At 71.1% G+C, this 18723-nt stretch carries 18 protein-coding genes; 13 read left to right on the top strand and 5 right to left on the bottom strand.

Annotated elements, in window-relative coordinates; all coding sequences use genetic code 11:
* Positions 1–2: 2 nt before the first annotated feature.
* Positions 3–335, top strand: coding sequence for a putative quinol monooxygenase (locus O7614_RS15015; RefSeq protein WP_278139074.1), 333 nt, complete (start codon positions 3–5; stop codon positions 333–335).
* Between the two features lie 56 nt (positions 336–391).
* On the opposite strand, the gene pdxY is transcribed toward O7614_RS15015, so the two are convergent.
* From pdxY to O7614_RS15000, 3 genes are all read right to left on the bottom strand, one after another.
* Positions 392–1243 (bottom strand): pyridoxal kinase PdxY, encoded by an 852-nt coding sequence (gene pdxY / locus O7614_RS15010; RefSeq protein ID WP_278139073.1) that lies wholly within the window; start codon positions 1241–1243, stop codon positions 392–394.
* A 174-nt stretch (positions 1244–1417) separates the two neighbouring features.
* Complete coding sequence (locus tag O7614_RS15005) at positions 1418–2212, bottom strand: serine protease (RefSeq protein ID WP_278139072.1); 795 nt, start codon at positions 2210–2212, stop codon at positions 1418–1420.
* Positions 2213–2363: 151 nt separating this feature from the next.
* Complete coding sequence (locus O7614_RS15000; RefSeq protein WP_278139071.1) at positions 2364–3380, bottom strand: LacI family DNA-binding transcriptional regulator; 1017 nt, start codon at positions 3378–3380, stop codon at positions 2364–2366.
* A 259-nt stretch (positions 3381–3639) separates the two neighbouring features.
* On the opposite strand from O7614_RS15000, the gene O7614_RS14995 reads away from it, so the two are divergent.
* The 12 genes from O7614_RS14995 to O7614_RS14940 all read left to right on the top strand — a co-directional run bounded on the left by O7614_RS14995 (position 3640) and on the right by O7614_RS14940 (position 17815).
* Positions 3640–5994 carry an AbfB domain-containing protein gene (locus O7614_RS14995; protein WP_278139070.1) on the top strand — a complete coding sequence of 785 codons (2355 nt, stop codon included), beginning with the start codon at positions 3640–3642 and terminating at the stop codon, positions 5992–5994.
* Positions 5995–6450: 456 nt separating this feature from the next.
* Positions 6451–7743 carry a cytochrome P450 gene (locus tag O7614_RS14990; protein WP_278139069.1) on the top strand — a complete coding sequence of 431 codons (1293 nt, stop codon included), beginning with the start codon at positions 6451–6453 and terminating at the stop codon, positions 7741–7743.
* 237 nt (positions 7744–7980) lie between these two features.
* Positions 7981–8499, top strand: a complete 519-nt coding sequence (locus tag O7614_RS14985; RefSeq protein ID WP_278139067.1) for a helix-turn-helix transcriptional regulator — start codon at positions 7981–7983, stop codon at positions 8497–8499.
* A 253-nt stretch (positions 8500–8752) separates the two neighbouring features.
* Complete coding sequence (locus O7614_RS14980; protein WP_278139066.1) at positions 8753–11143, top strand: nitrate- and nitrite sensing domain-containing protein; 2391 nt, start codon at positions 8753–8755, stop codon at positions 11141–11143.
* Positions 11144–11159: 16 nt separating this feature from the next.
* Entirely contained in the window at positions 11160–11564 is a 405-nt protein-coding gene (locus O7614_RS14975; protein ID WP_278139065.1) for a roadblock/LC7 domain-containing protein, read from the top strand.
* A 49-nt stretch (positions 11565–11613) separates the two neighbouring features.
* Positions 11614–12807, top strand: coding sequence for an ABC transporter substrate-binding protein (locus O7614_RS14970; RefSeq protein WP_278139064.1), 1194 nt, complete (start codon positions 11614–11616; stop codon positions 12805–12807).
* Entirely contained in the window at positions 12804–13700 is an 897-nt protein-coding gene (locus O7614_RS14965; RefSeq protein WP_278139063.1) for a branched-chain amino acid ABC transporter permease, read from the top strand. Before O7614_RS14970 ends, O7614_RS14965 begins: the two co-directional genes overlap by 4 nt.
* Positions 13697–14707: a branched-chain amino acid ABC transporter permease gene (locus tag O7614_RS14960; RefSeq protein WP_278139062.1), complete on the top strand. Its 1011-nt coding sequence runs from the start codon at positions 13697–13699 to the stop codon at positions 14705–14707. Before O7614_RS14965 ends, O7614_RS14960 begins: the two co-directional genes overlap by 4 nt.
* Complete coding sequence (locus O7614_RS14955) at positions 14704–15447, top strand: ABC transporter ATP-binding protein (protein WP_278139061.1); 744 nt, start codon at positions 14704–14706, stop codon at positions 15445–15447. The genes O7614_RS14960 and O7614_RS14955 overlap by 4 nt, the downstream gene beginning before the upstream one ends.
* Positions 15447–16241, top strand: coding sequence for an ATP-binding cassette domain-containing protein (locus O7614_RS14950; protein WP_278139060.1), 795 nt, complete (start codon positions 15447–15449; stop codon positions 16239–16241). Before O7614_RS14955 ends, O7614_RS14950 begins: the two co-directional genes overlap by 1 nt.
* A gap of 6 nt (positions 16242–16247) precedes the next feature.
* Positions 16248–17051 carry a methyltransferase domain-containing protein gene (locus O7614_RS14945; protein WP_278139059.1) on the top strand — a complete coding sequence of 268 codons (804 nt, stop codon included), beginning with the start codon at positions 16248–16250 and terminating at the stop codon, positions 17049–17051.
* A gap of 299 nt (positions 17052–17350) precedes the next feature.
* The gene (locus O7614_RS14940; protein WP_278142263.1) at positions 17351–17815 is read left to right on the top strand and encodes a GNAT family N-acetyltransferase; all 465 of its coding nucleotides are present in this window, start codon (positions 17351–17353) and stop codon (positions 17813–17815) included.
* A gap of 59 nt (positions 17816–17874) precedes the next feature.
* On the opposite strand, the gene O7614_RS14935 is transcribed toward O7614_RS14940, so the two are convergent.
* Both O7614_RS14935 and O7614_RS14930 read right to left on the bottom strand, forming a co-directional pair.
* Entirely contained in the window at positions 17875–18486 is a 612-nt protein-coding gene (locus tag O7614_RS14935; RefSeq protein WP_278139058.1) for a dihydrofolate reductase family protein, read from the bottom strand.
* 37 nt (positions 18487–18523) lie between these two features.
* A complete protein-coding gene (locus O7614_RS14930) occupies positions 18524–18697 on the bottom strand; it encodes a hypothetical protein (RefSeq protein WP_278139057.1) in 174 nt (57 codons plus the stop codon).
* Between the last annotated feature and the right edge of the window lie 26 nt (positions 18698–18723).

The following is an 18723-nucleotide window of genomic DNA, read 5'->3' as shown; positions in this document are numbered from 1 at the left end:
CCATGATCTTCATAACCGCCAAGTTCCGCATCCTGCCCGAGCACGCCGACCAGTGGCCGCAGATCGCCGCCGAGTTCACCGGGGCGACCCGGGCCGAACCGGGTTGCCTGTGGTTCGACTGGTCTCGCAGCGTGGACGACCCGACCGAGTACGTGCTGGTCGAGGCGTTCCGCGACGGCGAGGCCGGCGGGGCCCACGTGCAGTCGGCGCACTTCCGCACGGCCCAGGAGACCCTGCCGCCGCACCTGGCCGAGACGCCGCGCATCGTGAACGCCACAGTGCCGCAGGACGACTGGTCGCTGCTCGGCGAGATGGCCGTCCCCGAGGGCCGCTGACCGTACCCGGCCCTCGGGCCGTCAGCGGGACCGCCGTCAGCGCAGCCAGTCCGCCGTCAGCGGAGCCGGCGGGCGGTGAACCGGGCCGGCGGGGCGGCGATCACGTCCTGCGCGGCGACGAGCTGGATCTCCCGGGTGCCCGCCGCGAGGGTCGCCTCGAGCACGGCGAAGACGGACGCGATGGTGCGTTCCAACGCGGTCGCGGGTGAGCCCGTCGTCCAGAGGTGCGCGAGGTAGAGCGCCGCGGTGACGTCGCCCCCGCCGTTCGGGTTGATCGGCAGCAGCGGGGTGGTCACCGCCCAGGCGCCCTCGTCCGACACGGCCACCACCTCCAGCGAGTCCGGCGGCAGTTCGCGGTGCAGCACGCTGGTCACCAGGACGTGCCGTGGGCCGGTCGCGCGCACGACGTCGACCGCGTCGAGCACCTCCGCCACCGAGTTGGTCGTACGCCCGGCGAGGAAGTCCAGCTCGAAGTGGTTCGGCGTGATGACGTCCGCACGCGGCACGACGGTGTCGCGCAGGTACTCCGGGATCCCCGGGCGGACGAACATGCCGCGACCGGCGTCGCCCATCACCGGGTCGCAGCAGTACACCGCTGCCGGGTTGGTCGCCTTGACCTTCTCGACCGCGTCCAGGATCACCGCGCCCATGGCCGGGTCGCCCTGGTAGCCGGACAGCACCGCGTCGGCGCCGCCGAGGACCCCGCGGTCCTCGATGCCCGCGATCACCTCCGCCACGTCGGCCGCCGGGAGCATCGGTCCACGCCACGCGCCGTAGCCGGTGTGGTTGGAGAAGTGCACCGTCAGGACCGGCCAGACCTCGTGCCCGAGTCGTTGCAGGGGAAACGCCGCCGCCGAGTTGCCGACGTGACCGTAGGCGACCGACGACTGGATGGACAGGATCTTCACCGGCCCATCATGGCCGCTGCGGCGGGGACGGCACGGGCGGCCCGCCGTTTCTGTCGGCTGGCCCACTCGCCGCCCAGCCGGGACGGCACGAACGGGCGACCCGGACCGTGTCGTCCGGGCCGCCCGAGCTGTGGCGGGGCGACCGGCGCGCTGGCTGGCCGTCCCGTCGTACGGTCAGCCGCCGAGGCTCGCCGCGGCCGAGGCGATCGACGAGGCGAAGTAGCTCACCTGGGTGTAGACACCCGGGTAGTTGGGCCGGGCGCAGCCGTTGCCCCAGCTGACGATCCCGACCTGGATCCAGGCGTTGGAGGCGTTACGCCGGAACATCGGACCACCCGAGTCCCCCTGGCAGGTGTCCGTGCCACCGCTGGAGTAGCCGGCGCAGATCTCCTGGGCGGGGATCAGGTCGCCGCCGTAGTTGGCGTTGCAGGTGGAGTCGCTCACGAACGGGACGGTCGCCTTGAGCAGGTACCGCTGCTGGCCACCACCCTCGCGGGCGGCGCCCCATCCGGCGACGGTGAAGGTGCCGCTGTCGTACGCGGTGGTCGTGGTGATCGGCAGCGTGCTCAGCCCGGTGACGGGGCTGGCCAGCCGGATCAGCGCCCAGTCGCGGCCGGCGCCGTTGTAACCGGGGGCACGGTAGACGTAGTTCGACCGGACGGTGATCCGGCTGGACGACTGGAGGTCGACCGTCCCGAGCGTCGCGGTGATGCTGGTGTTGGTGCCGGTCGAGCCGACGCAGTGCGCCGCGGTGAGCACCAGCCGGGGGCTGTACAGCGCCCCGCCGCACCCCATCGAGAGTCGCACCATGAACGGGAATTCGCCCTGAGCGGCGCGGGTACCCCCGACGACGTTCGGCGTCACGGGGTTGTCGGCCGCGGCGGCCGGCGCGGTGAGGGTGAGGCTGGCCGCGGTCACCGCGGCCAACGCGGTGGCCAGCAGGCCAGTGAGAGTACGCCAGCGAACCATGCATTCCTCCGCATCGGGATGGCACGCCTCGTGAGCGCACCCGCATTCGAGATAGCGGTCATCATATTGAGATGGATGGATCTAGCGGGTCATCCTCTCTGGGTCGTACCACCGGGGCTATGGATCTCGCTCGGTGTGCGGCGACCGGTCGTCACCCGCCCGGCGTGCCGGTGCTCTCCCGTCGGATGAGCCGGAACGGCGTCTGCACGGTCAGCGGCGCCGCCACCGCAGCACCCTCGATGCGGGCGACGAGGCGGCGCACCGCGAGACGGCCGATCTCCCTCTTGTCCGGTGCGATGGTGGTGAGGGTCGGCGTACCGAAACGACCCTCCTCGATGTCGTCGATCCCGACCACCGCGACGTCCTCCGGCACCCGGAGACCGGCCTCGGCCAACGTCCGCAGCGCGCCGATGGCGACCAGGTCGTTGTAACCGAACACCGCGTCCGGCGGGTCACCGAGGGCGAGCAGCTCACGCATCGCGCGCTTGCCGTCGCGCCGACCGAACGCCTCGGTGCGGGCGACCAGCCGCGAGCGGTACGGCAGGCCGGCAGCGGCCAGCGCCTCCCGGTAGCCGCGTACCCGCAGGTGCGCCGACTGCCGGTCACCACCGGACGTGGCACCGATGAACGCTATCCGCCGGCGACCGATCGCCACGAGGTGCTGGATCGCCGCGTGGCTGGCGGCGACGTTGTCGATCGCGATGTGGTCGTGCGGCACGTCGTAGACGCCCTCGCCGATCAGCACGAGCGGGGTGTCCGCGGTCCGGGCCAGCACCTCCTCCCGGCCGATCCGCACCGGGCTGAGGATCAGCCCGTCGATGATGTGCCGCCGGGTCCCGTCGAGAAGCGCCAGTTCGGCCTCCCGGTCCGCGGCGGTGTTCTCCATGACGAGCGTGTAGCCGAGCCCGGCGGCCTCGGCGATGGCGATCTCGGCCAGTTCGGCGAAGTAGGGGTTGTTCAGTTCCGGGATGGCCAGGGCGATCAGACCGGTACGCCCCCGGCGGAGGTGCCGGGCGCCCAGGTTGGGGCTGTACCCGAGTTCGTCGATCGCCTGCTGCACACGCTGCCGGGTCCGCTCCCCCACCGGCCGGTACCCGTTGACCACGTTCGAGACGGTGGCCAACGACACGCCGGCACGTTGGGCGATGTCCTTGAGGTTGACGCCCATCCACCGACCCTTCGCGCGGGGAACCGCCGAGTCGAGGCATCGACGGACAAGGATTGACGGGAGGCCCGGCGCGGCTCTATAACGTTATACAGGTGATGACGGATGTCAATATTCCTGCCGCCGTGGCGGGTGCAGACCTCACCGACATCCGTCGACGACGTCCGTCCCTCGTCAACGATCACCCGATGCCCACCGCCCACCGCCCACGCGCTTCGGGCTTGGCTGCACCGCCCGCGGCGACTCGTCCCCCGGAGACGGCATGACACGACAGGTTCCCGCCCGCCCCGCTCTGCCACTGCTGCTCATCATCGCCCTGGTCGTCGGCGTCCTCGCCGCGCCGGCCCCGCCTGCGCAGGCCGCGCCGGCCAAGACGCCGCCGCTGACCACTCCCTGGACCAGCCAGGCCCTGGCCGGCACACCACTGCCCGAGTACCCGCGCCCCCAGATGACGCGACCGGACTGGCTCAACCTCAACGGCGAGTGGCAGTTGCGCCAGTCGGCCACCGACGACGCCCCGCAGTTCGGCGCCGACCTGCCCGAGCGGGTCAACGTGCCCTTTCCCGTGGAGAGCGCCCTCTCCGGCATCCAGCGGGCTGCCAACGACAACCGCAACTACCTGTTCTACCGGCGCACGGTCACCATCCCGGCGAACTGGTCGGGGCGGCGGACCCTGCTGCACTTCGGTGCCGTCGACTGGCAGAGCACCGTCTGGGTCAACGGCGTCCGGGTCGGCGCGCACACCGGCGGCTACGACGCCTTCACCTTCGACGTGACCCCGCAGCTCAGGGCCGGCACGAACGAGATCGTGGTCAAGGTCTGGGATCCCACCGACACCCGCCAGAACGGCAGCCTGCCCGCCATCGGCAAGCAGACCAAGACGCCCGGCGGGATCTTCTACACCCCGAGTTCGGGCATCTGGCAGACGGTGTGGATGGAGCCGGTGCCGACCGCGTCCATCAGCAGCGTGGACGTCTACCCGAACCTGGGCAACAACACCCTGCGGGTCCGGGTCTCCACCAGGGGAAACGTGACCGGCCACAGCGTGCTCGCCGAGGCGCTGAACGGAAGCACAGTGGTCGGAACCGCCACCGGCGGCTTCACCGACTTCAGCGTGCCGGTGCCCAACGCCCGCCGCTGGTCACCCGACGACCCGTTCCTCTACAACCTGCGGATCACGCTGCGCAACGCCGGAGCCGCCACGGTGGACCGGACCGTCCACTACTTCGGCATGCGGGAGATCACCACCGGTCTGGTGAACGGAGTCCTGCGCCCCAAGCTCAACGGCCAGTTCGTATTCCAGGTCGGCACCCTCGACCAGGGCTTCTGGCCGGACGGCCTGTACACCGCGCCGACCGACGCCGCCCTCGCCTTCGACCTGCAGAAGCACAAGGACCTGGGCTTCAACATGGTGCGCAAGCACATCAAGGTCGAACCGCAGCGCTGGTTCTACCACGCGGACCGGCTCGGTCTGCTGGTCTGGCAGGACATCCCGTCGCTAACCGCGCAGGACATCAACCCCACCGACGCCCAGCAGGCACAGTTCGAAGCGGAGGCACGCGAGGTCGTCGACGAGCACCGCAGCTCGCCCGCCGTGGTCGCGTACACGCCCTACAACGAGGGCTGGGGTGAACGGTCCCTCGCCGACACCCGGCGGGTCGCACAGAACATCAAGACCCAGGACCCGACACGCCTGGTCAACCCGCACAGCGGCCACAACTGCTGCCAGTCCCTCGGCAACCCCGGCAACGGCGACATCGACGACTGGCACGTCTACCTCGGACCGGACTCCCCCGTACCGTCGAGCAGCCGGATCGCCGTGCTCGGCGAGTTCGGTGGGCTGGGCCTGCACACCCCGGGCCACGAGTACAGCCCGAGCGGCAGCTTCTTCGCCTACGAGTGGCAGACCAGCTCGAACGCCCTCACCGACCGGTACGTGGGGCTGGTGCAGGGCACCCAGAACCTGATGCTCGGAAAGGGACTCAGCGCCTCGGTCTACACCGAGATCACCGACCTGGAGGGTGAGCTGAACGGGTTCCTCACCTACGACCGGCAGGTGATCAAGATGGACCAGGCGCGGGTCCGCGCCGCCAACACCGCCCTGATCGACGCCTCGAAGACCATCGGCAGCCCGTCGCCCGTCGCCCTGCCGGTGAACACCCGACGGTCGTTGCAGGTGACGACAGCCGGCTACACCAACCGGTACCTACGTCACCAGGACAGCCTGGCGTACACCGAGGTCGTCGACGCCGCGAGCTCCACCCTGCTCAAGGCCGACGCCACGTACACGATCCGGACCGGCCTGGCCGACGCCGGCTGCTACTCGTTCGAGTCGGTCAACTTCCCCGGGCAGTACCTACGCCACCAGAACTCCCGGGTCCGCAACTCGCCGGACGACGGCTCGGCGCTGATGCGTGCCGACGCCACCTGGTGTGCGCGGGCCGGGCTGACCGGGGCGGGGGTGTCGCTGGAGTCGTACAACTTCCGGGGCAGGTACCTGCGGCACTACAACTCGGAGGTCTGGCTCAGCAACGGCGCCGGCGGCGACGCGTACAACACACCGACGTTGTGGACCGCCGACAGCACCTGGAACATCGCCACCCCCTGGACGCCCTGACCGCGTACGAGGGCAGTTCGCCACGAGAGGACGTCGCGAGGGGCCTCCGGCCAGGCCGGAGGCCCCTCGCCGGTTGGGCGTCGTCGCGGCGCCCTCCTGTCGGGACCGCGACCGGAGGCCGACGTCACCCAGCGGCAGGAAGATCGTTCTTCCGGTCATGAGGGAGAGCGGCACGTCGAGTCCAGCGTCCGTCATGGCCGGTCGTCCGCCCCTGACCGTTGAGTGGTCACCGCCGACAAGGCCCGACTCGCAAGTTGCATCAAGCCGGATTCAACTGTCCGTTGCAACTCGCATTATGTCGCGCATTAAATAGACGTTGTTCAATCTTGACTTGTGCAGCCGCTCAGCGCACCGTAAAGGGCAATAGGCAGATGCGCGCCATTATCGGTCCAACTGACATGGATCGTTGAATGGGGGCGCTGCCGGTTTCGCGCCGCGTGCATCAGGAGGCGTTCCATGCGGTTGAATCCGTTCGCCGGGATCTATCTCACCGATCCGGCAAGTATCTGGCAGCGCATTCTCGACGATCCTGACGGGGTGCACTACGCCGAGGATCTGGGTCTGTGGTTGATCAGCAGGCACGCCGACGTCCGGCGGGCCCTCGCCGACGTGGCGACGTTCGGAAGCACCCTCACCCTCGCCCCGGTCTACGAGGTGTGCCCGGAGGCGATGAGCGTACTCGTGCAGATCGACGCGCCGCCCACAACGGCCGCCGCGGACCCGCCGGTGCACCCCCGCACCCGTCGGGCGCTCCGGGCGACCTTCGCGAACACCGGCGAGCGGGTCGAGGCCGACTACGGCGCGATAGTGCGACGCAGGGTCGACCAGCTGGTGTCCCGGCTCGCCGCCCGCCAGGGTGACCAGGTCGACCTGATCCCGGAGTTCGCCACCGAGCTACCCCTGCTGGTGGTCCTCGACATTCTCGGGGTGCCCGACGCCGACATCGGGCGGATCAGGAGTTGGGCCGACGGCCAGATCGCCCTCGTGTGGGGGCAGCCCGACCCGGCCGAACAGGTACGCCTGGCACGGGATCTGCTCGAGTTCTGGCACTACTGCGAGGAGCTTGTCCGCCGGCGGGTGGACAGCGGGCACCAGGGGGACGACTTCATCAGCCGCGCCCTGGCCTACCGGGACGACGACGACACGGTGCTGACGGTGTCCGAGGTGGCGAGCCTGGCCTTCAACCTCCTGGTCGCCGGCCACGAGACCACCGCCGGGCTACTCGCGCACGCCCTCGACCAGGCACTGTCCACCCCGCAGCGCTGGTCCGCTCTGGCCGCGGCCCCGGCGAGCGTCCCCGCGTTCGTGAGCGAGACGCTCCGGTTCGCGCCCGCCATCGACGGCTGGCTGCGGGTGACCAGCCGGGACGTGACCCTGGGAACGGTGACGATCCCGGCGGGCGCGCGTTGCCTGCTGCTGATCGGAGCCGCGAACCGCGACCCCGCGGTGTTCGCCCACCCGGACCGGTTTCATCCACAGCGGGCGGACGTGGGCAATCACCTGTCGTTCGGCCACGGACCACATTTCTGCATCGGAGCGGGATTGGCGAGACTGGAGGCCGAGATAGCCGTCACCCGGCTCACCGACGCCATTCCCGGCCTACGCCTCGCGAACGAGCAGCAGCGCTCGTACAAGCCGAATGTCGCATTCCGTGCGCACCGCACGTTGCTCGCGACAATCGACGCCGGGACGCCCACCGACATCCCGGCTTCGCGTGGCGAGGTCGCCGCCGAAGCGCACGCCGCGTGACGTGAGCGAGCGTCAGCCCGCCGGACCGAGGGTGGCGCGGGTCGCGTTGGCGGCCCCACGGGCACAGGCAACCGGTCCGGCACGCATCCTTCCCGCTTTGCCCGACGATCGATGTCGGCGAACGTCTTCACACCCATCGCTTCCTGGGTTAAGAATTGCCCTCTATGAATGTTCAGCTCATCCGCCAATCCCGATCTGGCGTCCGTTGCTGATTCCCGTAGCCACGAAGGTGAGCGCATGGAGCACACGTCCCCGTCGAGCTCTGCTCACTCCGCGGCCAGTCAGCGGTTCCGATGGGAACTGCGCGACTGCCGGGTCCGACGGGGCCTGACCCAGCGAGCCCTGGCGGACCTGGTGCGGTTCAGCCGGGAGACGGTCGCGGCGGTCGAGTCGGGTCGCCGGTTCGGCAGTCACGAGTTCGCGCTGCGCTGCGACGACGTGCTCGGCACCGGCGGCCGGCTCGCGGCGCTGTGGCCACAGGTGGCCGCCGAACAGTTGGCGGCAGACGGTCGCCGAGGCCCCCGCGAATCGCCACCGCATCAGCCGCAGCAAGCGGTGCCGCGTCAGCGTGATCGGCGCGACGCGCGTGACCCGGGCGCCGTGGTGGACGCGATCGACGAGCTGCGTGAGCTGATCGGCCAGGTGCTCAACGGCCCAGCCGAGCCGGGCGAATCGGGCGACGCACAGCGATGGCAGACGCCGGACGGCACGCAGCGGCGACGGCCGCCCTCCGACCCCCACGACGACCAGCGCTGACCACACGGATCCGCCTCGACCTCAGGGCGTCACCGGTTGCTGACGTTGGGTACAGATGCTGGTACGGGCAGTTTGTACCACGGCCAGGTCTGGTCTACGAGCGTCGCTTCCGGCCGAATGAGACTTGCATTCGGCAAGGTGCGGATAGACCGTCATCGACGAGTCGTGGGAGTCAATCTTGGCGTCGAGCACCCGGTCCCACGCGGCCAGACCCTACCCGACCCGCCGACGCGGTTGGAAGATAGCCGGCCGGATGCGCCTCATCGTCGCGGCACCGCTGGTCGCCGTGATCGGCTTCGCCGGGCTCGCGCTGACCGAGAGCGCTCGCCAGACGGCCCGTGCCAGCGACCTGCGGATCCTGGCACAGGTCGGCGCCGAGGCCGGTGACCTCGCCTACCGCCTGCAACGCGAACGGATTGCCGCCGCGGACCTGCTCACCTACGGCGCGCCGGAGCAGCAGGACACCTTCGGCGCGGAGATGGCCGCCACCGACGACGCGGTCAGCCGCTACCGGGGGCAGCGAGGGCGACTGACCGCCGAGACCGACGCCAACCGGGACCTCCTTCGCCGCATCGACGCGGCCCTGGACGGGCTCGCCCCGCTGCGCACCCAGGTACGCACGGCGACGCACGCGTCGGTGTCGGCGATGACCTTCAGCTACCGCATCGCGATCGCTGATCTGATCAACTTTCGGGAAGCTGTCTCGCACGGCGTGGTCGACGCCCAACTCGCCGACGGGATCCGCGCCTCGGCGGCGCTGTCGAAGTCGGCCGAGGCGATCGGCCAGCAGCAGGTCGCGGTGCTGCGGACCGTCGCGGGCGGCGAACTGACCCCGGCCATGCAGCAGGACATCACCGCCGCCCGTACCAGCTACACCGAGTCGAGCCTGTCGTTCCTGGCCCTGGCCCCACCCGAGTGGAGCAGTTGGTGGGAGCAGGCCGGCACCGGCAAGGAGGCGCTCACCCTGCAGCGGATGCAGGACGAGGTGTCCCGGGCCCAGCCGGGCTCACGGTTGCAACTGGAGACCGGCAGTTGGGTGTCCACCACGCAGACCCGTGCCGCCCGCCTGGCCGACCTGCGGGCACGGGTCGACGCCGCGGTCCGTGACGACGTGCGGGCCGCGCACGCCGACCAACGCCGCCGAGCCGTCGCCGAGGCCGTCGGCGTCCTGCTGGCGCTGATCCTCACCGCGCTGGTGACCTGGCTCGTCGCGCGGCAGATCACCCGCCGCCTGCGTCGCCTGCGGGACGCGGCGAACGCGGTGGCGTTCGAACAGCTCCCCGCCGTGGTGGCGCAGCTCCAGCAACCGGGCAGCGCCGCCGTCGACCCGGACAAGCTGGCCCGTCAGCAGTCCACCGCCGCCCTCGAACCGTCCAGCGACGACGAGATCGGCGAACTGGGCCAGGCGTTCAGCGCGGTCCACCAGGCCGCCGTACGGACCGCCGCCGAGCAGGCCGTCATGCGCGCCAACACCGCCGACATCTTCATCCACCTGAGCCGCCGCGAACAGCGACTCGTCGATGCCGTCCTGGCCCAGGTCGATCTGGTCGAACGGGACGAGACCGACCCCGACCGGCTCCACCAGCTGTACACGCTGGACAACCTGGCGACCCGGATGGGACGGATCAACGCGAGCCTGCTGGTGCTCGGCGGCGTCGGCGTCGGTCGCGTACGCCAGCGCGACGTCCCTCTGCAACAGGTGCTCCAGGCGGCGCTGTCCCAGATCGAGCACTACGCGCGGATCCGACTCGGCATGATCGACGGGGACGTCGCGGTGGCGGCCAAGACGGTCGACGAGGTCGTGCACCTGCTCGCCGAACTCATGGACAACGCGACGACGTACTCGCCGCCGGGCAGTGAGACCTGGGTGAGCGGGCGAAGCCTGGGCGACCGCGTCATCATCCAGATCAGCGACGAGGGCGTCGGGCTGTCGCCCCAGCGGATGCAGCAGCTCAACGAGCTGTTGGCCCGCCCACCGGCCATCGACGTCGCCGCCGTACGGGCGATGGGACTGGTCGTCGTGGGTCAGCTCGCACAACGGCTGGGCGCCACCGTCCAACTGCGACGCGGGCCCCGACGCGGCACCCTCGCCGAAGCGACGCTCCCCGCGGCGATCATCCGATCGCTGCCGCCGGAGGAGTACCTGCTCGCACCCGGACGGCTCTCCCGGCGGGCGGCCCGCACGACCAGCGCCCCACCGCCGTACCACCCGCGCCCCGAGCCCACCGCCGGGCACCCACCGGCCGAGCGGACCCTGCCCGCGGCGCCGGTGTTCCGACCGGCTGCCCCACCCCCGGACCGGGGTGATGCGCCCACCGAGGAGCTGCTCATCTTCGAACAGGTCAACCACTGGTTCCAGAGCGACGTCGTCGACGGCCACCAGAACCGGGAGTGGTCCAGCCCCGCCGACGACGCCTGGCGCACCGCCGCCCAGGCGACCACCCCCGACGTCGCCACGACCACCAACTCCGGTCTACCCAAACGACAGCCACAACGGCATCTCGTGCCCGGCGGCGTGACCGTGCCCCAGCAGCAACAGAGATCCGAGTACCGCGACCCGGCCCAGGTGGCGACGGCGATGGCCGCGTACGCGCGGGGTGTGGCGAACCGGCGACGCACCCCGATCAACCTCGGCAACAAATGACGCGACAGGAGAGCACGTGAACGACCAACAGGACCTCGGCTGGCTGCTGGACAACTTCGCCGCCCGCGCCAGCGAGGTCAGCCATGCGATCGCCATCTCCAGCGACGGCCTGATGGTCGCCGCCACCCGCGACCTGCCACCGGACCGGGCCGACCAGTTGGCCGCGACGGGCAGCGGGCTGGTCAGCCTGCTGCGCGGGGCGGCGGCCTTCTTCGACGCCGGCGCGGTGATCTCCAACGTCACGCAGCTCGAGGGCGGATTCATGTTCTCGATGGCCTTCAACGACGGTGCCTCGCTGCTGGTGCTCGCCGCGCCCGAGTGCGACGTCGGCAAGGTCTCCTACGAGATGACCGAGCTGGCCAACCGCATCGGCGACGCCCTCACCCCCGCGGCCCGGGCGGCACTCGCCCGCAGCCGCTGACAACCCCGGCGCCCCCACGCCGGAGACCTTCCTTCCCTCTGGAGACGACATGCCTCTCACCACCCCTGGGCGCAGCCGTGCCCTCACCGCCGCACTGCTCGCGGTCGTCCTGACCGGCAGCGCGGCCTGCGGCGACGACGCGCCGGGAACGAGCGCCGGCGGCTCGATAAAGATCGGCCTGCTCGCGTCCCTGTCCGGGACGTACCAGGCGGTCGGTACGGAGATCCGCGACGGTTTCCAGCTCTACCTCGACACCCACGACGGCAAGCTCGGCGGCCGACAGGTCGACCTGGTCGTCGCGGACGAGGGCAACGGCGCCCAGACCGCCGTCCCGGCGGCGACCAAACTGCTCAAGCAGGACCGGGTCTCCGCGCTCACCGGCATCGTCGGCGGCGGCTCGGTAGCCGGAGTCGTCCCGCTGCTCGACGAGACCAAGGTGCCCCTCGTCGGCTCCAACGGGCGACCCGAGCTCAAGGACGTCTCCCGCGTCTGGCACACCTCGTATCTGTCCGACGAGCCCGGAGCGGCGATCGCCCAACACGTCCGGGACAACGTGCAGGGCTCGGTGTACGCGATCGGCCCGGACTACCAGGGCGGCTGGGACGAGCTGCGGGGGTTCACCGAGGCGTTCGGAAAGATCGGCGGGAAGCTCGCGAACTCCGACGGTAAGACGACCTTCACCCCGTTCCCGGCGACCACGAACTTCACCCCGTACTTCGCCCGCATCAAGGCCTCCGGGGCGGCTGCCGTCTTCACCTTCTACGCCGGCAGCGCTGCCGTCGACTTCGTCAAGCAGTACGCGCAGTCCGAGATCAAGGACGTCCCGCTGTACGCGGCCGGGTTCCTCACCGAGGGCGGAGTGCTCAACGCGCAGGGCGACGCGGCCCGGGGCATCTACTCGGTGCTCAACTACTCGCCGGACCTCGACAACGCGGAGAACCGGGCCTTCGTGGCGGCGTGGAAGGCCAAGCACGACGGTTCGCCGACGACGTACGCGCTCGCCTCGTACGACGCCGCGGCGGTGTTGGACCGGGCGATCGGCGCCGCCGGGAACGACCCGACCCCGGAAGCCATCAACACGGCCATCGGCACGCTCGGCCAGATCGCCAGCCCGCGCGGCACCTGGCAGTTCTCCACCAGCACGCACTCGCCGGTGCAGAAGTGGTACCTGCGGCAGGTCCGCCAGGACGGCCGGGCGCTGTCCAACACCGTCGTGGGTGACCTCGCGACCGTCGGCCGGTGATCGCGGTGGCGGCCGGCACGAACCGGATCGACCCGTACCTGATACCGGCGCTGGACGGAGTCGCCTACGGGCTGCTCGTGTTCGTCGCCGCGTCGGGCCTGGTTCTCTGTTTCGGCGTCGCCAACATCCTCAACCTGGCGCACGGCATGCTCTACGCGATCGGCGGGTACACCGCCGCGGCGCTGCTCGACGGTGGCTGGGCGAGTCTGGCGGTGGCGCTGGGCGTCGGCGTGCTGGCCGCCGCGGCGGCGGGTGTGCTCCTCGCCGGTCTGCTCGCTCCGGTCGCCGCCGGCAACCACCTGAGTCAGGCGCTGCTGACGTTCGGTGTGGCGCTGGCCGGCGGTAGCCTGCTCGTCGCCGGCTTCGGTCCGGACGACCCGCAGGTCCAGGTGCCCGCCGCGCTGGAGGGGTCGGTGGTGGTCGCCGGTCACCGCTATGCCGCGTACCGGCTGGTCTTCATCGTCGTCGCCGCGGTGATCGCCGCCGCGCTCTACCTGGTGGTGCGACGCACCCGGGCCGGGATGCTGGTCCGCGCGGCCGTCGACGACGCGGAGATGGTCGCCTGCCTGGGCGTGAGCCCCGCGTGGATCCGCGCCGGTGTGCTCGCCGCCGCGGGTGCGCTGGCGGGCGCGGCCGGGGTCCTGGGCGCGCCCATCATCGGCCCCGGCACCGACACCGCCGACACCGTGCTGCTGCTGTCGCTGGTAGTCGTCGTCCTCGGTGGTCTCGGCTCGATGGGGGGCACGCTGCTTGCCGCGCTCGCGATCGGCGAGATCCAGACGCTGGGGGTGGCGCTGCTGCCGTCCGCCGCGCCGTTCCTGCTCTTCGCCGCCATGGCGGCGGTGCTGGCGGTGCGGGCACGTGGCCTGGCCAGCAGATGGAGGACGACGTGAGGAACGAGGTGATCCGGCGGGCCCGAGGCGCCATCGCGGCCCTGGTGCTGGCCGGCCTGGTCGTGGCGCCCTGGGTGGTCGACGACTACACCACGGCGATCCTCGCCCGGACGCTGGCGCTGGCCCTGGTGGGGGTGAGCGTCGCCCTGCTCACCGGCGTCGCCGGGCTGCCGACCCTCGGCCAGACCGCGCCGTACGCGGCGGGCGCCTACGCGTGCGCCGTGGTCGGCAGCCAGGTCTCGGACGTCGGCGTCGTGCAACTCGCCGTCGCGGCGGGTGCCGGGGCGGTGCTGGCCGCGTTCACCGTGCCGCTCGTCGTGCAGGCCAGAGGGGTGGTCGTCCTGATGATCACGCTGGCGATCGGCGAACTCGCCGTCGTCGTCGTCGGCCGGTGGCGGTCGGTGACCGGTGGCACCGACGGGTTGGTCGGCATCGCCGCGGTCCGCCCGTTCTGGGGTCTCCCGGTCCTCGCCAACGACCGGGCCCGTTACCTGTACGCGCTGGTCGTCGCGGCCGCGGTGGTCGGCGCGGTGCTGGTGCTGCTGCGTACCCGGGCCGGGCTGCTGCTGCGGGCCGGCCGCGACGACGAGGCCCGACTGCGGGCCAGCGGGCACCCGGTGCCGCTGTACCTCTCCGGCGCGCACATCGCCGCCGGGGCGATAGCCGGAGCCGCCGGCTCGCTCCTGGTCGTCGCCCAGCAGTACATCTCCCCCGCCGACTTCGGCTTCGACACGTCCGCGCTGCTGCTGCTCGGTGTCGTCATCGGCGGCACCGCGTCGGTCGGCGGAGCCCTGGTCGGCGCGGCGCTGGTCATCGCTGCCCGGGACTGGTTGTTCGGGCTGCTGCCCGGGCATGCGCCGCTGGTGCTGGGCCTGCTGTTCGTGGCCACTGTCTACCTGCTGCCCACCGGCGTGAACCGGGTCCGGAGCAGGGTGCGCCCGCCGGAGGCCCTGTCACACCAGCCCGCCGCTCCTGAGCAGGCCGCCGTCGCGGAGTCGCACCGATGACCGGCCTGCTCGAAGCCCAGGGTGTCAGCGTGCGGTACGGCTCGCTCGCCGCACTCGACAGCGTGGACCTGCGCGTCCACGACGGCCAGCGGCACGCGTTGATCGGCCCGAACGGCGCCGGCAAGACGACTTTGCTCAACGTGATCGGCGGATCCACGAGACCGCAGCGCGGCACGGTGAGCTTCGACGGGCGCGACGTAGGCCAGTTGGGACCTGCGGCCCGTGCCCGACGAGGCATCAACCGCATCCACCAGCGTCCGGCGGTCTTCCCGACGCTCACCGCGACGGAGAACATCGTGGTCGCGGCGTTGCCGCGGGTCATCCCACGGCGCAGGTGGTGGCCCGGCGGACGCCGGCGTGCCGCACAACACCGGGCAGGCCCGCTGCTGGATCAGATGGGTCTCGCCGACGTCGCGGCGGTGCCCGCCGGGCACCTCGCGCATGGGCAACGACGCCAGTTGGAGATCGCGATGGCCCTCGCCGGCCGCCCCCGCCTGCTGCTCCTCGACGAACCGGCGTCCGGGCTGTCCGCCGTCGAGGTCGGCCACCTGGTCGAGGTACTGCGGGCGCTACCCAGGGCGGTCGCCGTGCTCCTGGTCGAACATCGACTGGACCTGGTGTACGCCCTCTCCGACACGGTCACCGTGCTGCGCGACGGTCGAACGCTGGCCGCCGGAGCGCCGGACGAGATCCGAACCTCGCCGCTGGTGCGGCAGGCCTACGCCGACGGGATGGCCTGATGTTGTCAGTGGATCGTCTCTGCGCCGGCTACGCCGGAGGGATCGTGCTGCACGAGGTCAGCCTGCGGGTACGCCCCGGCAGCATCCAGGCCGTGGTGGGTCGCAACGGCGCGGGCAAGAGCACGCTCGTGCACACGATCGCCGGGCTGGTGCGAGCCTCCAGTGGTCGCATCGAGGTCGGCGGGCTGCACGTGGCCGGCCGGCAACCGCACCGCGTCGCCCAGACCGGCGTCGGTCTGGTCCCGCAGGGCCGACGGGTGTTCTCCCGGTTGACGGTGGCCGAGCACCTGCACCTGGCGGCTGCGCCGTGGCGGGCCCGCACCTCCGGCGGTGAGGGCTGGACCGTCGACCGCACCCTCGAACTGCTGCCGAGACTGGCGCTACGGCTGCGGCACCGCGGCTGTGAACTGTCCGGCGGCGAGCAGCAGATGCTGGCGATCGCCCGTGCGCTACTCGGTCAACCACGGGTGCTGCTGCTCGACGAACCGTGTGAGGGCCTGTCGCCGGACGTGGCGGCGCGGGTCCGCGAACTCGTCAACGGCCTGGCCGCCGACGGCTTGACGGTGCTGCTCGTGGAACAGCAGCTCCAGCATGCGATCGAGATCGCGGACCGGGTGGCGGTGCTGGAGTACGGCCGGGTGGTCTACGACCGACCGACGGCCGAGGCCCGCGTCGACCCTGGCCCGCTGGCGGCGATGGTGAGCGTCACCACCGCCCCGTTGCCGCCGCCACCCAACCGGCCGGCCCCTCGGCTCTGGGCCGACACCCCGTCACCCGACCAATCGGAGAGGTAGACACCGATGGCAACAGCTACGAGCGACGGCACGTACACGTTCGACAACGGTCAACCGGAGGCCGTGCCGCAGATGCACGCGCTGGAGTCCTTCCTGGACCCGATCACGACGCGACGGCTGGCCCGCCCGGTGCTGCGACCGGGTGCCACCTGCTGGGAGGTCGGCGCGGGCGGCGGATCGATGGCCCGGCGGATCGCCCGTGCGATCGGCGACGACGGGTCCGTGCTCGCCACCGACATCGACCCCACCCACCTGGTGGCCGAGGGCAACCTGCAGGTACGCCGGCACGACGTCCGCACCGAACCGCCACCCGGGGACGCGTTCGACCTGATCCACGCCCGGCTGGTACTGCTGCACCTCCCCGATCGACGGCGGGTCCTGCGTACGCTCACCGGTGCGCTGGCTCCCGGCGGATGGCTGGTGGTCGAGGAGTTCGACTGCACCCAGCCGCTGCGGGTGCTGACCGCGCCGACCGACGACGCCGCGAAACTCTTCGCGCGGGTCATGGACGCCATGATGGGTGTCCTGCAGGACCATGGCGCCGACCTGGGGTGGGCGCAGGACGTGCACACCGAGATGGCCCTCGCCGGCCTGACCGACCTGGACACCATCACCCACTCGCAGAGCTGGGCCGGCGGTTCGACCGGAACGTCGCTCTACGAGACGAACTCCCGTCAGTTGGAACCGGACCTGCTCGCCGCCGGGTTGTCGCCCCAGCAACTGAATGCCTTCCGGCGGCTGGTGCGTGACCCCCGCTTCGCCGTCATGTCGTACCACTTCGTCTCCACGCGGGGCCGTCTGCCGAGCTGAGCAGGCGGACCACCGCGCGGAGAGCGGTCGCGCCGCCCCCGTGGCTCTCCCGCCGCAGCACCCCCCCCCCGCTGGGCCGGACAGCTCCACGGAAGCGTCGACCGCACCGGCCGGGCTCCTCGCGAGGAGCCCGGCCGGTCTGCGCGACAGCCCGAGGCGCTACGCATCCCTGGTGGAGTGCCCTCACCAGACAGACCTACGTGAACGTGGCCGAGGTGGCGCACACCGTGATGCGGGCTGACACGAGTTAAGCTGGTCTACCTGATCCCCCTCGATTAGCCGAAGACTGAACCTTGCCGATGATCGTCAGACGTGCGGAGGAACGGGACTTCAACGGCTTCCTCGGCCTGGCGGCCCAGGTCGAGTGTTGGTTCGGCCCGATGGTCGAGGATGTCGGCTTCCACGACGCGGTACGCAAACACACTCTTCGGTCCACAGCAATCGTTGCCACGTCCGGAGGGCCCGACCTGCTGGGCGGGCTGTTGTTCGCGACGAAGGCCGCGACCCATCACGTTCGTTGGCTTGTCGTGTCCGAGGGCTCGCGGGGGACGGGCGTCGGTCGTGCGCTGATGGCAGAAGCCATGCGCAGGTTCGTGCGGGGCCCCGGGTCCGTGGAGGTGGTCAGCTTCGGCGCCGATCACCCGGGCGCTCACGCCAGCGGTGCACGTGTCTTCTACGAACGCCTTGGTTTCGCTCCTGCCGAGACCGTCGAGCCCGGCCCGGAGGGGGGCTCCCGGCAGGTCTTTCGCCTGGCCGTCACCTGATTCACACGACGATGGCCCGTCCGGCCGGTCCGGTCGCGTGGCAGTTGGACGTCAGGTGGTCACTTCGGGATGTGGAAGCGCAGGTGGGTGACGTGTGGTGATTCGATCACCGCGGTTCGTCGCAGTTCGATGTGGTCGGTGCCGAGGTGGTCGAACGGGCGCGTGCCGGTGCCGAGGAACACCGGTACGAGTTGGATGCGGATCTCGTCCACCAGCCCGGCCTTGACGAACTGTTGCACGGTGGTGGGCCCGCCCATGATCAGGACGTTGCGGTCGCCCGCCGCGTGACGCGCCTGGCGCAGCGCGCTGTGCAAACCGTCGTCGACGAACGTGAAGACGTCGCTCTTCATCGTCAACGGCTCCCGAGCCTGATGGGTCACCACGACACACGGCACCGGGAAGGGGGTGTCCTCCCACAGGTCCACGCCGACGTCGAACGTCCGTCTGCCGATCACCACCGCGCCCGTCGTCGCGTGGAGCTCTCGTGCCTGGGCGGCGTCGACGCCGGCCGGGGTGACCCCGTCGGCCGCCACGGCGCGGTCATCGCCGGAGCGGAACAGCCACTCGTGCAACCGCTCGCCGCCCACGCCCATCGGTTGCTCCCTGGTGACGTCGGGTCCGGCGGCGAAGCCGTCCAACGACACGCTCATGCTCACCACGGTGCGGCCCATCGCGCCCTCCTCCACGTTCGTTGCCGGTCACTGTCGGTCAGGCCGCACCCATCTTCCCGCCGGGCACCGACAGGATCGGATCATTCGATGTCGCTGAGGCGCCCGGTGCTCCTGCGGCGAGGACGTGCCCCGCCCGGACGGCGACTGCCACATCGGCCGCGTCGGGGACGACGAACTCGTGCGTGCCCACCGTCGCCGACCAGCCGGCCATGTCGTCGCCTCCACTCGTCGCACCGA

The sequence above is a fragment of the Micromonospora sp. WMMD961 genome (genome assembly GCF_029626145.1).
Classification (GTDB): domain Bacteria; phylum Actinomycetota; class Actinomycetes; order Mycobacteriales; family Micromonosporaceae; genus Micromonospora.
The sequence above is the reverse complement of the archived record's forward strand: the minus strand, read 5'-3'. Positions and strand labels throughout refer to the sequence as shown.

What these genes read in the sequence shown, in the direction of transcription:
- O7614_RS15015 (WP_278139074.1), top strand. Translation starts at nt 3, where the DNA reads ATGATCTTCATAACCGCCAAGTTCCGCATCCTGCCCGAGCACGCCGAC.
- O7614_RS15005 (WP_278139072.1), bottom strand. Translation starts at nt 2,212, where the DNA reads ATGGTTCGCTGGCGTACTCTCACTGGCCTGCTGGCCACCGCGTTGGCC.
- O7614_RS15000 (WP_278139071.1), bottom strand. Translation starts at nt 3,380, where the DNA reads ATGGGCGTCAACCTCAAGGACATCGCCCAACGTGCCGGCGTGTCGTTG.
- O7614_RS14995 (WP_278139070.1), top strand. Translation starts at nt 3,640, where the DNA reads ATGACACGACAGGTTCCCGCCCGCCCCGCTCTGCCACTGCTGCTCATC.
- O7614_RS14990 (WP_278139069.1), top strand. Translation starts at nt 6,451, where the DNA reads ATGCGGTTGAATCCGTTCGCCGGGATCTATCTCACCGATCCGGCAAGT.
- O7614_RS14985 (WP_278139067.1), top strand. Translation starts at nt 7,981, where the DNA reads ATGGAGCACACGTCCCCGTCGAGCTCTGCTCACTCCGCGGCCAGTCAG.
- O7614_RS14980 (WP_278139066.1), top strand. Translation starts at nt 8,753, where the DNA reads ATGCGCCTCATCGTCGCGGCACCGCTGGTCGCCGTGATCGGCTTCGCC.
- O7614_RS14970 (WP_278139064.1), top strand. Translation starts at nt 11,614, where the DNA reads ATGCCTCTCACCACCCCTGGGCGCAGCCGTGCCCTCACCGCCGCACTG.
- O7614_RS14955 (WP_278139061.1), top strand. Translation starts at nt 14,704, where the DNA reads ATGACCGGCCTGCTCGAAGCCCAGGGTGTCAGCGTGCGGTACGGCTCG.
- O7614_RS14950 (WP_278139060.1), top strand. Translation starts at nt 15,447, where the DNA reads ATGTTGTCAGTGGATCGTCTCTGCGCCGGCTACGCCGGAGGGATCGTG.
- O7614_RS14945 (WP_278139059.1), top strand. Translation starts at nt 16,248, where the DNA reads ATGGCAACAGCTACGAGCGACGGCACGTACACGTTCGACAACGGTCAA.
- O7614_RS14940 (WP_278142263.1), top strand. Translation starts at nt 17,351, where the DNA reads ATGATCGTCAGACGTGCGGAGGAACGGGACTTCAACGGCTTCCTCGGC.
- O7614_RS14935 (WP_278139058.1), bottom strand. Translation starts at nt 18,486, where the DNA reads ATGGGCCGCACCGTGGTGAGCATGAGCGTGTCGTTGGACGGCTTCGCC.
- O7614_RS14930 (WP_278139057.1), bottom strand. Translation starts at nt 18,697, where the DNA reads ATGGCCGGCTGGTCGGCGACGGTGGGCACGCACGAGTTCGTCGTCCCC.